The sequence below is a fragment of the Rhodococcus sp. P4_B6 genome (assembly GCF_056402215.1).
The window spans coordinates 67761-82838 of the sequence record NZ_JBFUHV010000011.1 but is presented as its reverse complement, the minus strand read 5'-3'; the positions used below and the strand labels follow the sequence as shown (position 1 = coordinate 82838).

Annotated in this window: 12 protein-coding genes; 8 read left to right on the top strand and 4 right to left on the bottom strand. The window is 69.1% G+C overall.

From position 1 onward, the window contains the following. Window positions 1-144: 144 nt before the first annotated feature. Window positions 145-696, top strand: a complete 552-nt coding sequence (locus tag AC1DWT_RS07870; RefSeq protein ID WP_477920159.1) for a DinB family protein — start codon at window positions 145-147, stop codon at window positions 694-696. Window positions 697-783: 87 nt separating this feature from the next. Next, on the top strand, window positions 784-1413 hold the full coding sequence (locus AC1DWT_RS07865; protein WP_072948357.1) for a hypothetical protein: 630 nt from the start codon (window positions 784-786) through the stop codon (window positions 1411-1413). A 33-nt stretch (window positions 1414-1446) separates the two neighbouring features. On the opposite strand, the gene AC1DWT_RS07860 is transcribed toward AC1DWT_RS07865, so the two are convergent. After that, window positions 1447-3213 (bottom strand): DEAD/DEAH box helicase, encoded by a 1767-nt coding sequence (locus tag AC1DWT_RS07860; RefSeq protein WP_072948355.1) that lies wholly within the window; start codon window positions 3211-3213, stop codon window positions 1447-1449. 109 nt (window positions 3214-3322) lie between these two features. Here AC1DWT_RS07860 and AC1DWT_RS07855 point away from each other — a divergent pair, with 109 nt between their 5' ends. The 4 genes from AC1DWT_RS07855 to AC1DWT_RS07840 all read left to right on the top strand — a co-directional run bounded on the left by AC1DWT_RS07855 (window position 3323) and on the right by AC1DWT_RS07840 (window position 7543). Next, window positions 3323-4120, top strand: a complete 798-nt coding sequence (locus AC1DWT_RS07855) for a carbon-nitrogen hydrolase family protein (protein WP_072948353.1) — start codon at window positions 3323-3325, stop codon at window positions 4118-4120. Between the two features lie 59 nt (window positions 4121-4179). Beyond that, window positions 4180-4809: a phosphoribosyltransferase gene (locus AC1DWT_RS07850; RefSeq protein ID WP_072948351.1), complete on the top strand. Its 630-nt coding sequence runs from the start codon at window positions 4180-4182 to the stop codon at window positions 4807-4809. A 99-nt stretch (window positions 4810-4908) separates the two neighbouring features. After that, complete coding sequence (locus AC1DWT_RS07845) at window positions 4909-5613, top strand: heme peroxidase (protein WP_072948405.1); 705 nt, start codon at window positions 4909-4911, stop codon at window positions 5611-5613. A 139-nt stretch (window positions 5614-5752) separates the two neighbouring features. Beyond that, window positions 5753-7543: an AMP-dependent synthetase/ligase gene (locus AC1DWT_RS07840; protein ID WP_072948349.1), complete on the top strand. Its 1791-nt coding sequence runs from the start codon at window positions 5753-5755 to the stop codon at window positions 7541-7543. Between the two features lie 51 nt (window positions 7544-7594). On the opposite strand, the gene AC1DWT_RS07835 is transcribed toward AC1DWT_RS07840, so the two are convergent. After that, complete coding sequence (locus AC1DWT_RS07835; protein WP_477920154.1) at window positions 7595-8218, bottom strand: alpha/beta hydrolase; 624 nt, start codon at window positions 8216-8218, stop codon at window positions 7595-7597. A 78-nt stretch (window positions 8219-8296) separates the two neighbouring features. Here AC1DWT_RS07835 and AC1DWT_RS07830 point away from each other — a divergent pair, with 78 nt between their 5' ends. Next, window positions 8297-11764 carry a TM0106 family RecB-like putative nuclease gene (locus AC1DWT_RS07830; protein WP_477920153.1) on the top strand — a complete coding sequence of 1156 codons (3468 nt, stop codon included), beginning with the start codon at window positions 8297-8299 and terminating at the stop codon, window positions 11762-11764. Here AC1DWT_RS07830 and AC1DWT_RS07825 read toward each other — a convergent pair. Together AC1DWT_RS07825 and AC1DWT_RS07820 are read right to left on the bottom strand one after the other, a co-directional pair. Continuing rightward, window positions 11749-12927 (bottom strand): amino acid deaminase/aldolase, encoded by a 1179-nt coding sequence (locus tag AC1DWT_RS07825; RefSeq protein ID WP_477920151.1) that lies wholly within the window; start codon window positions 12925-12927, stop codon window positions 11749-11751. The genes AC1DWT_RS07830 and AC1DWT_RS07825 overlap by 16 nt on opposite strands. A gap of 81 nt (window positions 12928-13008) precedes the next feature. Further along, on the bottom strand, window positions 13009-13653 hold the full coding sequence (locus AC1DWT_RS07820; RefSeq protein ID WP_072948343.1) for a TetR/AcrR family transcriptional regulator: 645 nt from the start codon (window positions 13651-13653) through the stop codon (window positions 13009-13011). Window positions 13654-13754: 101 nt separating this feature from the next. Here AC1DWT_RS07820 and AC1DWT_RS07815 point away from each other — a divergent pair, with 101 nt between their 5' ends. After that, the gene (locus tag AC1DWT_RS07815; RefSeq protein WP_477920148.1) at window positions 13755-15071 is read left to right on the top strand and encodes a D-arabinono-1,4-lactone oxidase; all 1317 of its coding nucleotides are present in this window, start codon (window positions 13755-13757) and stop codon (window positions 15069-15071) included. The last annotated feature ends 7 nt before the right edge of the window (window positions 15072-15078 follow it).

The following is a 15078-nucleotide window of genomic DNA, read 5'->3' as shown; positions in this document are numbered from 1 at the left end:
CGGTTCGCGACTCGATCACAGGAACAGGGATGTTCCCCGGACACGTGCCTCGATCGTAGGTCGGTCCTGCCAGGACCGCTGGGAACGCGCGCAGACTTCCAATCGAGGACAGTAGGTGTCCGCTATCCGCGCAACACTGAATGCATGAACGAGACACCCAGCACCCCAGCCCCCATTTCCGACGAGCGCGGACTCCTTCTCCTCATGCTGGACAACCAGCGCACCGCGTTCCGCAATGCGGTGTCCGGCCTGACGGAGGAGCAGGTCCGCAGCGCGCCCAGCGCGAGCGAGATGAGCCTGGCGTCCGTCCTCAAACACGTGATCGACGGCGAGGAGGCGATGACCGCCCGCATCACCGGCACCCCGCGCGGTGCCGGCGACGATCCGGTGGCTGCGTGGATGGCGGCATGGAACGTCGCCGAGGACGAGACCGTCGACGTCCTTCTCGCCCGCTTCGACGCCGCGCAGCGCGCCACCGAGGCCGCGGTCGCCGCCGAAACCGACCTGGACCGCGACGTCGACCTGCCCGCCGACGTGGCGCAGTGGATGACGTCGGGAGTCGTGTTCACAGTGCGTTACATGTTGCTGCACCAGATCGAGGAACTCGCCCGGCACGCCGGTCACGCCGACGTCATTCGGCAGTCTCTCGACGGCGCGCGGGCCGATACGCTGGCCGGCGGCGGCAGCTGGTCCTGACTGTTTCCCCGCTCTCGGGTAAATTCTCCGCTCGGGCGGCGCTGCAGAGCTGCCCGAACGAGACAATGAGGAGTTCAGGTGGACGGTATGAGCGTGATGCGACGCACGATCGCGACGGCAACGGTCGGTATCGCGGCTTTCGGCCTCGCGGGCACGGCAGCGGCGGACCCGGCCACCCCCGACGTCCCCGGACTCGCCGAACTCCGCACCCAGGCCGACAAGCCCGAGGAGAAGGCCGCGGTCGAGGCGCTGGCCACGTCGACCGTGCTGCGTGACGTCGCGGGTGAGAACACACCGTTCTTCTACACCGCACCGACCGTGGGATGCGGCACCCTCGCACCGGTCACGCTGACGCTGGCGTCGGGCACCACCGGGCCCACCGCCGAGGTGAAGGCGCACGAGATCAGCTTCCAGGCCCTCTCCGCCTATCCCGGTGTCGTGAAGTCGTCGGGACTGAACGTCGCCTGGATCAACACGAGCACCGGCGGCAGCGGCATCCTGCCCCTCGACGGGCTCACGGAAGACGGCTACCCCGCGCTGAACAAGGTGGTGGCAACGGGCGCGGGCACCGTCGTGGCATCGATCTTCGGCACCGTCGACTACACCAGCGCGACCTGCTACGTGCTGCCGACCGTCGGTTCGTTCTTCGTTCCCGAGGAGGGCCCGCTGCCTGCCGAGGCTGCGCAGCCCGCCCCGGCTCCCGCTCCCCCGGCGTAACCGCCGGGGACCCCGGTCAGGGCCGCGCGAGGACTACTCGCGCGGCCTTTTCCTGTCGTCCCGGTCGCGCTGGAACTTTCCGCCGGCCCGGTCGTCGCGGCCACCACGGCCCGGACGACCCGACGGCGGCCCCGAGTCGGGCTGCAGCTGGATCAGCACACCGGAGATCCGGGTGCGGCGCAAAGCCTCGAGGGTTTCGCTGGACAGGTCGGCGGGCAATTCCACCAGGCTGTGGTCCGGGCGGATGCTGATGTGCCCGAAGTCGCTGCGCCGTAGCCCGCCCTCGTTCGCGATGGCACCGACGATCGCCCCCGGCACCACCCGGTGCCGCTTGCCGACCGCGATGCGGTACGTCGCGAGCTCCTGGCCTTCCGGTCCGCGCGAGCGGGTCGGAGGGCCGTCGTCGAAACGGCGCGGCGGGCGGGGTTCACGGGGTTCACGTTCACGGCGGGGCGCGGGCGGCGGTTCGGGCGCCATGAGGAACGCCTCACCGTCACGCGACTGCACCGCGAGCGCGGCAGCGATATCGGCGAGCGGAACGTCGTGCTCCTGCTCGTAGTCCTCGATCATCTTGCGGAACAACGCCAGGTTGTCGGAGGTCAGGCTCTCGGTGATCGAGTCGCCGAACTTGGACACACGCTGCGCGTTGACGTCGTCGACGCTGGGCAGCTGCATCTCGGCGAGCGGCTGACGGGTCGCCTTCTCGATGGCCTTGAGCAGGTGCCGTTCGCGCGGCGCCACGAACAGCAGCGCCTCGCCCGCGCGCCCGGCGCGACCGGTGCGGCCGATCCGGTGGACGTACGACTCCGTGTCATGCGGGATGTCGTAGTTGACGACGTGGGAGATGCGGTCGACGTCGAGGCCACGCGCGGCCACGTCGGTGGCCACGAGGATGTCGAGGGCGCCGCTCTTGAGCTGGCCGATGGTCCGCTCACGCTGGGCCTGCACGATGTCACCGTTGATGGCCGCGGCGGAGAAGCCCCGCGAACGCAGTCGTTCCGCGAGGTCCTCGGTGGCCTGCTTGGTGCGCACGAAGATGATCATGGCCTCGAAGTCCTCGACCTCGAGGACACGCGTCAGGGCGTCGAGTTTGCGCTGGTGCGCCACCTGGACGTACCGCTGCGAGATGTTGGACGCCGTCGACGTCTTCGACTTCACCGTGATCTCGACCGGATCGTGCAGGTACTGCTTCGAGATCTTGCGGATGGCGCCCGGCATGGTGGCCGAGAACAGCGCGACCTGCTTGTATTCGGGGGTGTCGGAGAGGATGCGCTCGACGTCCTCCTGGAACCCCATCTTCAGCATCTCGTCGGCCTCGTCCAGGACGAGGTAGGAGAGCTTGGACAGGTCGAGGGTGCCCTTCTCCAGGTGGTCGATCACCCGGCCGGGCGTGCCCACCACGACGTGCGCCCCGCGCCGGAGCCCCGACAGCTGGACGCCGTAGCTCTGGCCGCCGTAGATCGGCAGGACGTGCAGGCCCGGGATGTGGGCGGAGTACTTGCCGAACGCCTCCGCGACCTGCAGGGCCAGTTCGCGGGTCGGCGCGAGGACCAACGCCTGCGGCGACTTCTGCGTCAGGTCGATCTTCGAGAGGATCGGTACCGCGAACGCAGCGGTCTTGCCGGTGCCGGTCTGCGCGAGGCCGACGACGTCGTTGCCTGCGAGGAGCGGCGGAATGGTGGCGGCCTGGATCGGCGAGGGCGACTCGTAGCCCACATCGGACAGTGCCTTCAAGACCCGATCGTCGATGTCGAGGTCGGCAAAAGTGGGGGGTTCGGGGTCACGCTCGATATCACTCATTGACCAGCAGTTTAGTGCACGAGTCCACACTGCAACGCCACGCCGCGGAAATCGGCGGCGACCGGGACGGGAGACACCCGCCGCGCGGTCGTCGCCTAGCGTGGACGGCATGGTCGATGTCGCTGTCATTCAGTTCGCTCCCGGTCAGGACAAGCAGGAGAACCTGCGCACGGTCCGGACGCTCGCCGCCGAGGCCGCGGGCCGCGGCGCGAAGGTGGTGGTGGCGCCGGAGTACGCGATGTTCACGGCGCCCAGAACGGACGAGCGGATCGTCGAATCGGCAGAGGCCCTGGACGGCGAGTTCGTCGGCGGGCTGGCCTCGACCGCAAAGGAACTCGACGTCCATCTGGTGGCGGGAGTCAACGAGGCGCTGCCCGGGGACGACCGCATCTCCAACACCCTCGTCGCGCTCGGGCCCGGCGGCGACATCGTCGCCACGTACCGCAAACTCCACCTGTACGACGCATTCGGCTACAAGGAATCCGACGTCATCCGCGCCGGGGAGATCGGCGCCCCGGAGACGTTCGCCGTCGACGGCCTCACGTTCGGAATGCAGACCTGCTACGACCTCCGGTTCCCCGAGGTCACCCGGCGGATCGTCGACGCGGGCGCCGACGTGCTGCTGCTGCCGGCGCAGTGGGTGCCCGGGCCGCTCAAGGAGGATCACTGGTCGACCCTGATCCGGGCGCGCGCGATCGAGAACACCGTGTACGTGGCGGCCGCCGATCAGAGCGCGCGCACCGGGGCCGGGAACAGCATGATCGTCGACCCGATGGGTGTGACCCTCGTTTCGCTCGGTGAGCGGGTGGGAACCGCGGTCGCGGCGGTCGATGCGGAGCGGATCACCGAGGTGCGGGAGAAGAATCCCGCCCTCGCCCTGCGCCGATTCACCGTCAGCGAGATCTGAGCGCCCCGATCGGGAGTAGCGTCGGAGACGAGCCGTTCTCCACGATCACGGAGCGTTCGATGTTGTACACCAGTCGCGCCGACGCCGGTCGCCGACTGGCCGCCGCACTGGACCACCTGCGCGGAACCGACCTGGTGGTGCTCGGACTGCCACGCGGCGGCGTCCCCGTCGCATTCGAGATCGCCGCGGCCCTGTCGGCACCCCTCGACGTCGTGCTCGTCCGCAAACTGGGCGTCCCGTGGCAGCCGGAACTCGCGATGGGCGCGATCGGCGAGGGCGAGTCCCGGGTGATCAACGACGACGTTCTCCGCATCGCCCGGGTCAGCAAGACGTCGCTCGCCATGGTGGAGGCGAAGGAGCGCCACGAACTCGAGCGGCGGGCACGGGTGCTGCGCGGCGGCAGGCCGCGGGCGTCGCTGAGGGGCCGCATCGCCGTTCTCGTCGACGACGGCATGGCCACAGGCGCGACCGCAGCGGTGGCCTGCCAGTCGGTGAAGAAGCTGGGCGCGGCGCGGGTGATCGTCGCGGTCCCGGTGGCCGCTCCCGAGGCCGTCGGCCGGCTGCGCGTAACCGCCGACGAGGTGGTCTGCCCCTACACCCCAGCCGATCTCGGCGGCGTCGGCAACGCGTACGCCGATTTCCATCAACTCTCGGACAGCGAGGTCACAGACCTTTTGACGCCCCGCTGACGGTCGTTCTCGAGGAATCTTCAGCTCCAGTGCAACGTTCCCGGAGGCCCTGTCGATACACCGGACAGAGCACAGAACAGACTGCCTTTGGAGGATCTCGTGACCGTCTCTGCCGATACCGTCGAAACCGTCGTTTCCGCGTGCCGCGACCGATTGGGCGACCCGTCCGGCTGGGTCACCTCCGATGCCTACCGGCACAGCCTCGCGCTCTGCATCATCGAATCGGTGCAGTCGAGCGCCGGGCACAGCGAGGTCGCCGTCGTCGACCGCTACCTGGCGTACCGGCGGGCACACCCCGATCAGCCCCTCACCGACGGCGCCCGCGACCTGCTCCGCACGTTCGAGGAGGCAGGCAGCTCGGATCAGTGGGCGGGCAAGGTCGGCTCGTACAAGCGGCGGTACACCGCCACCGGCGTGCCGATCGAGGCGCGCCACATCCAGCTGGCGGCGGAGCGACTCCACCAGCTCCGGATCAACAGCATCGACGACCTCCTCGAGGCCGCCCGGGACGAAGCCGCCCTGGAGCAAATCCACGATGCGTGGATCGAGGTGTGCGGGGAGAGCAGCGACGTCACGTGGGCGCACTTCCTGATGCTCGCCGGGATCCCCGGGGTGCGGCCGAACCGGGTGGCGGACGTCTTCATCAGCGGCGCGCTCGGCATCTCGGAAGCCACCGACGACGGCCTGGCCGAGGAGATTCTCGAGGCGACCGCGACGGAGCTCGGCGTCGATCCGGACCAGTTGAACTACGCGATCCGGCGCTGGCTGTCCGCCAACTCGCGCCGCCTCGAAGAGGCCGCCTGAGTTATCAGTTTACGCCGAGTTACACTAATCTCCGCTGGTCAGAACAGAAATACACATAACGGACATCGGTCCTGGTGCGAAACTAGGACAAATGTGATCGAATGCACATCCGTCATGTCGTTTCAGTGGAGGGGTCATAGTGCGTGAATTCTCGGTACCGCAGTCGTTCTCAATTCCGGAGGACGCCTCCATGGCGGACACGGTCTTCCGTCATGCCGAGGAAGATCCGAAGTTCGTTCCGTTCAAGCGCCCGGGCAACGGTGGGTGGGTAGACGTCACCGCAGCCGAGTTCGCGCAGCAGGTCTCCGCCGTCGCGAAGGGCCTCATCGCTTCGGGCGTCGAACTCGGTGACCGCGTCGCGATCCTCTCCGCGACCCGGTACGAGTGGGTCGTCATCGACTACGCGATCTGGACGGCGGGCGGGTGCACCGTCGCCATCTACGAAACGTCCGCACCCGATCAGGCCAAGTGGATCCTCGAGGACTCCGGCACGTCGCTGCTGGTCGTCGAGAACGCGAAGCAGGCCGACGCGCTGAAGGTCGTCACCGACGGCGCCCCCGACCTGCGCGAGGTCCTGCAGATCGAGGGCGCGGGCGCGATCGAGGAACTGTCGAAGCGCGGCGAGAGCGTCACCGACGAGCAGCTGCACGAGCGTCGCCACCAGGTGCGCGCGTCGTCCCCCGCGACCCTGATCTACACGTCGGGCACCACGGGCCGCCCCAAGGGCGTGCAGTTGACGCACTCCAACTTCTACGCGGAGTCCGCGGCCGTGAAGCTGGCGCTCAGCGACGCGATGTACGCGGGCAGGCGCACCCTGATGTTCCTGCCCCTCGCGCACGTCTTCGCCCGCGCCATCTCGTTCGGGGCGTTCGACGCCAAGGTCACGGTCGCGCACACCGCCGACCTCACGACGCTGCTCGACCAGTTCGCCGCGTTCAAGCCGCACTTCATCCTGTCGGTGCCGCGCGTGTTCGAAAAGGTCTACAACTCCGCCAAGCAGAAGGCGTACGACGGCGGCAAGGGCAGTATCTTCGAGAAGGCGTCGGCCACGGCGATCGCGTACAGCGAGGCGCAGGACACCGGCGGCGCCGGGCTGGGCCTCAAGCTCAAGCACGCCCTGTTCGACAAGCTCGTCTACTCGAAGCTGCGCACCGCGCTCGGCGGCGAGTGCGACCGCGCCGTCTCCGGCGGCGCCGCGCTCGGTGCACGCCTCGGTCACTTCTTCCGCGGCATCGGCGTCCCGGTGTACGAGGGCTACGGTCTCACCGAGACCAGCGCCGCCATCTCGGTGAACACCACCCGCGCACAGAAGGTCGGCACCGTCGGCAAGCCGATCGACGGCCACGCCGCCAAGATCGGCGAGGACGGCGAACTGCTCCTGAAGGGTCCCGTCGTGTTCGGCGGGTACTGGCACAACGATCAGGCCACCGCGGATTCGATCCGGGACGGCTGGTTCCACACCGGCGACCTCGGCTCGATCGACGAAGAGGGCTACATCTCGATCACCGGCCGCAAGAAGGAAATCATCGTCACCGCGGGCGGCAAGAACGTCGCGCCCGCGGTCCTCGAGGACGCCCTCCGCGCGCACCCGCTGATCAGCCAGTGCCTCGTGGTCGGCGACGGCAAGCCGTTCATCGGCGCGCTCATCACCCTCGACTCCGAGACCCTCCCGGGCTGGAAGGAACGCCACGGGCTGGCCGCCGACACCCCGGTGTCCGAACTGGTGAAGAACCCCGACCTGGTCGCCGAGATCGACGAGGCCGTCGCCGAGGGCAACAAGAAGGTGTCCAACCCGGAGCGGATCAAGAAGTACCGCATCCTCGAGGTCGACTTCACGCAGGAGACCGGTGAGCTCACGCCCACGCTGAAGCTCAAGCGCAACGTCATCCACAAGGAGCACGGCGCGGCCATCGAGGCCATCTACGCGTAAGCGGCTCCGCCGCCCGTGAGTGGTTACGGAGTCCCTGCACTCCTCAGCCGCTCACGGGCGCGCAGCGCCCAGCACGAAATCGCGGACCACCGCGGTGACGGCGGCGTGGACCTTCTCGTGCAGCAGGTCGTGTCCGGCGTCGTCGAACTCCCGTAGTTCGAGGCCCGCGATGCCCGCCGCCCAGTCCCGGACGGGATCGATCGGGGCCATGCGGTCGTCCACGCCGTGCACCGCGAGCAACGGGATTTCCAGCGAACCCAGCGCGTCCGCCGTCTGCTGCACGGCGGCGGTCTTCGGGGTCCCGCAGAGAATCGCGCGCCGGAATCCGGAGTCGCCGCGCAGGAGAAGTTCCATCGAGACGGCGGCCCCGAGGGAGTGCCCCATCAGCACGCGCGGGACGTCCGGCGCGTGCTGCTCCGCGAGGCGGTTGACGAGCGCGGCGTCCTCCGCCAGCTCCGCGACGGTGCCGGGGTGGTCGCCCTCGGACAGGCCGTGACCTGCCTGGTCGATTCCCCACACCCCGATTCCCGCCGGCGTCAGCCCGCGCGCGAACCGGTGGTAATGCCCCGTGTGCTGCCCCATCCCGTGCAGAAACACCAGCTGGACGACGGGTCCTCCCACCGCGCTCCAGTGCCGGTAGTGGACTCGTCCGGAGTGGCCGTCGAAGAAGGGCATGGCTGCCATTCTGGACGTGTCGCACCCCGATGGCACAATCGGCCGGGTGAACTCACCGGCAGAACTGGGGACGTAGCTGTGTTCCTCCTCGACGACACCATCGTCTACAGCGCCAGCGACCTCGCCGCGGCCGCCACCTGCGAGTTCGCGTTGCTGCGTCGATTGGATGCCACGCTCGGGCTCGGCGGCGCCGGCACCACCTCCACGTCCGTCGACAACGATCCGATGCTGCGACGGACGTCGAGCCTGGGCGACGCCCACGAACATCGCCGGCTCGAGCGGTTCCGCACCGAGTACGGCGACGGGGTGGTCACGATGGACCGGCCCGAGTACACCACCGTGGGCCTGTTCGACGCGAACCTGGCCACCGTGGAGGCGATCCGCGGCGGCGCCGACGTCGTGTACCAGGGCACGTTCTTCGACGGCCGCTTCCTGGGTTTCTGCGACTTCCTCGTCCGCGACGGCGACACGTACGCCGTCTACGACACCAAGCTGTCGCGGCACGCGAAGGTGCCGGCTCTCCTCCAGCTCGCCGCCTACGCGGAAGCCCTCGCCGGCAACGGCATTCCGACGTCCCCGGACGTCCACCTGCGGCTCGGCGACGACAGCGACTCCGCGCACCCGCTCGGCGACATCGTCCCGGTGTACTCCGCGCGACGCTCCTCGCTCGAACGGATTCTCGACGAGCACCGCGACGAGCAGTCGGTCGCGGAGTGGGGCGACCCCCGGTACACGGCGTGCGGCCGCTGCGACACGTGCACTCCGGAGGTCGAGCAGCACCGCGACCTCCTGCTGGTGGCCGGAATGCGCTCGACGCAGCGGAGCAGGCTGATCGCGGCCGGGATCGGCACTCTCGACGCGCTCGCCGCGCATGCGGGCAGCGTCGAGGGGCTGCCCGAGCGCACCCTCGAATCGTTGCGCGCCCAGGCTGCCCTGCAGCTGCGGCAGGAGTCCTCGGGCACCCCCGAGTTCCAGCTGTACGCCCCGCAGGCCCTGGGTGGGCTGCCGGAACCGGATGACGGCGACATCTTCTTCGACTTCGAGGGAGACCCGCTGTGGGCCGAGAACGGTTCCACCGACTGGGGTCTCGAATACCTCTTCGGCGTGGTCGAGGGTCCCGCCGGCGCCGCCGTGTTCCGGCCGTTCTGGGCGCACGACCGCGCGGAGGAGCGGCAGGCGCTCGTCGACTTCCTCGACTACGTGACGGCGCGTCGTCAGCGGTACCCGAACATGCACGTCTACCACTACGCCGCGTACGAGAAGTCCGCGCTGCTGCGGCTGGCGGGGCGGCACGGCGTCGGCGAGGAGACCGTCGACACCCTGCTGCGCGACAACGTCCTCGTCGACCTGTACCCGGTGGTGCGCGGGTGCCTGCGGATCGGCGAACGGTCCTACAGCATCAAGAAACTCGAACCGCTGTACATGCCGGAGCAGCCGCGCGACGGCGACGTCACCAATGCCGCCGCGTCGGTGGTCGCGTACGCCGACTACTGCGATCACCGGGACAACGGCCGCGACGAGGAGGCCGGTGCACTGCTGCAGGGCATCGCCGACTACAACCAGTACGACTGCGATTCCACATTGCGGCTGCGCGACTGGCTGATCGGGCAGGCGCGGACGCACGGCGTGGGCCTCCGGCCACCGGGCGACGGACCCACCCCGGTGACCGAGGAATGCACGCCCGCAGAGGCGGCGTTGCGCGAATTCGCCGGGCACGGTCCGAGCGAGCACCGGGGCCACGACCAGCAGGCCGCCGCCCTCATGGCGGCGGCAGTCGGCTATCACCGGCGTGAGCGGAAACCGTTCTGGTGGGCGCACTTCGATCGGCTGGTCGTGCCGCACGACGAACTGTCGGACATCCGGGACGTCCTGGTGGTGTCGTCCGCGGTCGTCGAGGAGAACTGGCACAAGAGCAGCCCCCGGCAACGCAAGCTGCGCCGGCGTCTCGAGCTCACCGGCCGGTTCGGCACCGGGAGCACGGTGGGACCCAAGACCACGATGTACGCGCTGTACGACACTCCCGCACCGGAGTCGGTTGCCGGCGACAACCCGCAGCAGCGGGGTACGTGCACCGTCAACGTGCTCGAGGTCGGGAAGGACGGCCGCCGCCGCGACGTGGTGATCGTCGAGGAACTTCTGAACGGCGAGGAGTACGGGCAACTTCCGACGGCGATCACCCCCGGGCCACCGATCACGACCGACCGCATCGAATCGGCGATCGCGGTGGCCGCGGACGGCATGTGCTCACCGCTGCCGGAGCTTCCGCTGTGCGCGTCCGTGGACATCCTGCGGCGGTCCGATCCGCGCACCCGGAGCGGGAATCCGCTCCCGCCCGTCGACGGCACGGACTACGCGGGCGCGATCACCGCGGCCCTGCTCGACCTCGAGAACTCGTACGTCGCGGTGCAGGGTCCGCCCGGCACCGGCAAGACGTACACCGGGGCCCGGGTGATCAAGGCACTCGTCGAGCAGCACCACTGGCGGATCGGTGTGGTCGCGCAATCGCATTCGGTGATCGAGAACATGCTCGGCGGCGTCGTGAAGGCCGGGCTCCCCGCCGAACTCGTCGCGAAGAAGGACGGGCGGCATCGCGCCGCGACATGGACCGACATCAGTTCCAACGACTACCCCGGCTTCATCGACCAGGCGGAGGGGACGGGCTGCGTGATCGGCGGAACCGCCTGGGATTTCGCCAACACCGACCGCGTTCTGCCCGGCAGCCTCGACCTGCTGGTCATCGACGAGGCCGGGCAGTTCGCTCTCGCCAACACCATCGCGGTGGGCGGCGCGGCCCGCAATCTCCTGCTGCTCGGCGATCCCCAGCAGCTCCCCCAGGTCAGCCAGGGCACCCATCCGGAACCGGTGGACGCGTCGGCTCTGGGGTGGCTCGCCGAGGGTCACGGGGCGCTGCCCGCGAGCCGGGGCTACTTCCTCGAACGCACGTGGCGGATGCACCCGCAGCTGTGTGCTCCCGTCTCGACGTTGTCGTACGACGGCAAGCTGCGTTCGCAGGAATCGGCCAGTGCCGCAAGACGACTCGACGGCATGGACGCCGGGGTGCACACCGTCTTCGTCGACCACCAGGGCAACGCTACCCAATCCCCCGAGGAATCGCGGGAAGTGGTCAACCGGATCACGAAGCTGCTCGGATCCGGCTGGACCGACCCCAGCGAATTCGAGGGCACCCGCCCACTCGACGAGTCCGACATCCTGGTGGTGGCGCCGTACAACGCGCAGGTCGGGTTGATCGAACGCGATCTGGCCGCCGTCGGCCTCGACAGGGTCGAGGTGGGCACGGTCGACAAGTTCCAGGGGCGGGAGGCGGCCGTCGCCATCGTGTCGATGACCGCGTCCGCGATCGAGGACGTGCCGCGCGGCATGTCGTTCCTGCTGTCGCGGAACCGGATGAACGTGGCCGTCTCACGCGGCAAGTGGGCGGCGATCATCGTCCGATCGGAATCGCTGACCCAGTACATGCCGAGCACCCCGGAAGGACTGACCGAACTGGGTGCCTTCATGCGGCTCACCGATCAGCCGAAGCACTGACCCTCGCCGCGGTAGGTGGGCGCGGCGGTGCGGGATCCGTCCGACTCGACGAGGTGCACCTCGGTGAACCGCTCGCACAGCTCGCCGGCCTTTGCGTGCCGGAACCACACCCGGTCGCCGATGCCGAGATCGGCTGCCGCTCTTCCGGTCACGGGGGTCTGCACCTCGCCGGCGCCCTCGTTGCGCAGTAGCTTCAGACCCGTCGGCCACATCGGTGCGGGCACACGGCTGCGCCCGGCGGGTCCGGAGGCGATGTAGCCGCCGCCGAACAGCGTCGCGATGCCGGGTGCAGGCCGCCGGACCGTCGAGAGGGCGAAGTACAGAGACGGGTGCGGGCGGAACGAGCGGTACCGGTCGAAGAGCGTGGGCACGTACAGACCGGAACCGGCGGTCACCTCCGTCACGACCGGGTCGGCGGAACTCACCTCGAGCGAGCCGGTGCCGCCGCTGTTGACGATCTCGAGTACCCCGACTTCCGACTGCACGGCGTTCACCACGGAGCCGCGACGGGTCGCGAGTTCCCTGGCGGACGCCCGCTTCATCCAGCCGATCGGCGGGCTGGAGTCGGGCAGTCCCGCGATCTGCGCTTCGTAGAACATGACTCCGACAACCGCAAACCCGCGCGCGGCGGCGCGTTTCGCGAACGCGGCGACGGCGGACGGTTCGCGGAGCGGGGAACGGCGGACCCCGATGTGGACGGGTCCGAGTCGCAGCGACGCGTCCACGTCGATGCACAGCCGGGCCCGGAGGGACGTGGCGCCGGCGGCAGCGGACACGAAGTCGAGGTGGCCGTCGCCGTCGACCATGAGGGTGATCCGGTTCAGCAGTTCGGGTTCGGCCGCCAGTTCGGCGAGGGCCCCGCGGTCGGCGGTCGGGTAGCCCATGAGGATGTCCTGCGCGCCGTGCCGGGCGAGCCAGATCGCCTCGCGGAGGGAGTACGCCATGATCCCGTGGAAGCCGCCGGCCGCGGTGAGATTCTCACCGAGCGCGACCTGGAGTACCGCACGGCAGCGGACGGATTTGCTGGCGACCCGGACCGGGGTGCCGGCGGCGCGCCGGACCAGGTCGGCGGCGTTGGCACGCAGCGTGGGCAGGTCGAGCGCGGCCAACGGCGGGTCGATCTCGGTGGTCGAGGCGATGAGACGGTCGAGCGTGGGCGTCACAGTTCGTCCAATCGTTGGGCATCGATCTGCGACGCCAGTCAACCATCGAGTTGGACGATTGTCCAGATCGCGTGGACCGGATCAGGCCTGCTCGACCGCCTTGGCCGTGATCACCTGCACCATCTCGTCCAGCGCCGCGATCATCGCCTCGCTGTCCCGGTCGACGAGCCACCGCAGCACGAGCCCGTCCAGCATGGCCAGCCCGAACCGCGCGATCGACTCGACCGGAGTGCCCCAGCCGACGCCGGCGATCCGGGCGCACTCGGCGAGGAACTCGATCGCCTCCTCGTCCATCGTCCGGTACTGCTGACCGGCAATATCGCCTGCCCGCTCGCTCCCGGACGCCCGGTGCCGCAACGCCTGCGCGGTGATCTCGTACGTCAGCAACTGACGGTCCGGGGTGGCCTCGATGATCGGCCACATCCCGCTGATCCCGATGTGGAGCAGTTCACGCAGACCGTCGATCCCGCGCAGGTCCGGCGCGTGCCGCACCTGACCGAACGCCAGCCGCATCGACGCGCTGAGCTGCAGAACCAGGCTCTCGCCCATTGCGGCGAGGAGCTCCTCCTTGCTCTCGAAGCAGTAGTGCACCACACCGAGAGAGACACCCGCCTCCTCCGCCACGGCACGCACCGTGACCGACGCGACGCCGCGCTGCTCCGCGATGGCCAGCGCCGACTCGACGAGTTGGGCACGACGTTCATCCGCAGGAAGCCTGTTCAGCATCCTCTGATCGTAGAACCTGAGGGGGCCTCCCCCGCGACCAACACGGACGCCCGACCAACCCGGCATTTGCCTGGACGAGCGTCCAGGTTCATGATGGGCGAATGGCACAGGACACATGGCGCAACTGGGCGGGCACCGAGACGGCGAACCCGCTGCGCTTCGCGACCCCACGCTCGGTGGCGGACCTCCGCGCACTCGTCTGCGGTGCCGCGCGGCAGGGACAGCGGGTCAAGGCTGTGGGGTCGGGCCACTCCTTCACCGGGGTCGCCGTCACCGACGGCATCCTCGTCAGCCTCGACGCCCTCACCGGCATCGAATCCGTCACCCTCGACGAACCGGCGGGTGCCCTCGTCACCGTCCTCGCCGGGACGCGACTGCACGATCTGAGCGAGCAACTCTGGCACCGCGGTCTGGCCATGATCAACCTGGGCGACATCGACGTGCAGTCCGTCGCGGGTGCGCTGTCCACCGGAACACACGGCACCGGAGCGCGTTTCGGAGGTCTCGCGACCCAGGTCCGCGCCCTGCAGGTGGTGCTGGCGGACGGCTCGGTGGCCGACTGCTCCCCCACCGAGAATCCCGAACTGTTCGAGGCGGCACGCCTGGGCCTCGGCGCGGTCGGCATTATCTCGAAGGTCACGATCCAGTGCGTGCCGAACTACGTGATGCACGCCGTCGAGAAGCCGGAGTCGCTCGATGCCACCCTCGACCGTCTCGACCACGACCGCGCCACGGTCGACCATTTCGAGTTCTACTGGTTCCCGCACACGCGCCGCGTCCTGACGAAGCGCAACACCCGGCTACCCGGCGACACCCCGACGTCTCCTCTCCACCCGGTCCGCGCCTACGTCGACGACGAACTGCTCTCCAACGTCCTGTTCGAGGGCATCAACAGGGTGGCGAGCCTTGCGCCGTCGACGATTCCGAAGATCAACCGGCTCTCCTCCCGCATGCTGAGCGCGCGCGAGTTCACGGACCGCAGCTACCGCGTGTTCGCGTCGGAGCGCCGGGTGAAGTTCCGCGAGATGGAGTACGCGGTACCCACCGAGGCACTGCCCGACACTCTCGTGGCGATCGACGCGTGGGTGGAGAGGTCCGATTTCACGGTCGCGTTCCCCGTCGAGGTCCGCTTCGCCGCGGGAGACGACGTGTGGCTGTCGACGGCGAACGGGCGGGACACGGCGTACATCGCGGTGCACCAGTATCACCGCCGCGACCACGAGCCGTACTTCTCCGCCGTCGAGGCCATCGCCCGGGAGGCGGACGGGCGGCCGCACTGGGGCAAGATGCACGGCCGCACCGCCGAGGACCTGCGGCCCGTATACCCGAACTTCGACGAGTTCCTCGCCGTGCGCGACAAGTACGATCCCGAGCGAATGTTCGACAACGCGTACCTCCGGACCGTCCTCGGTCGCTAACGTGGAC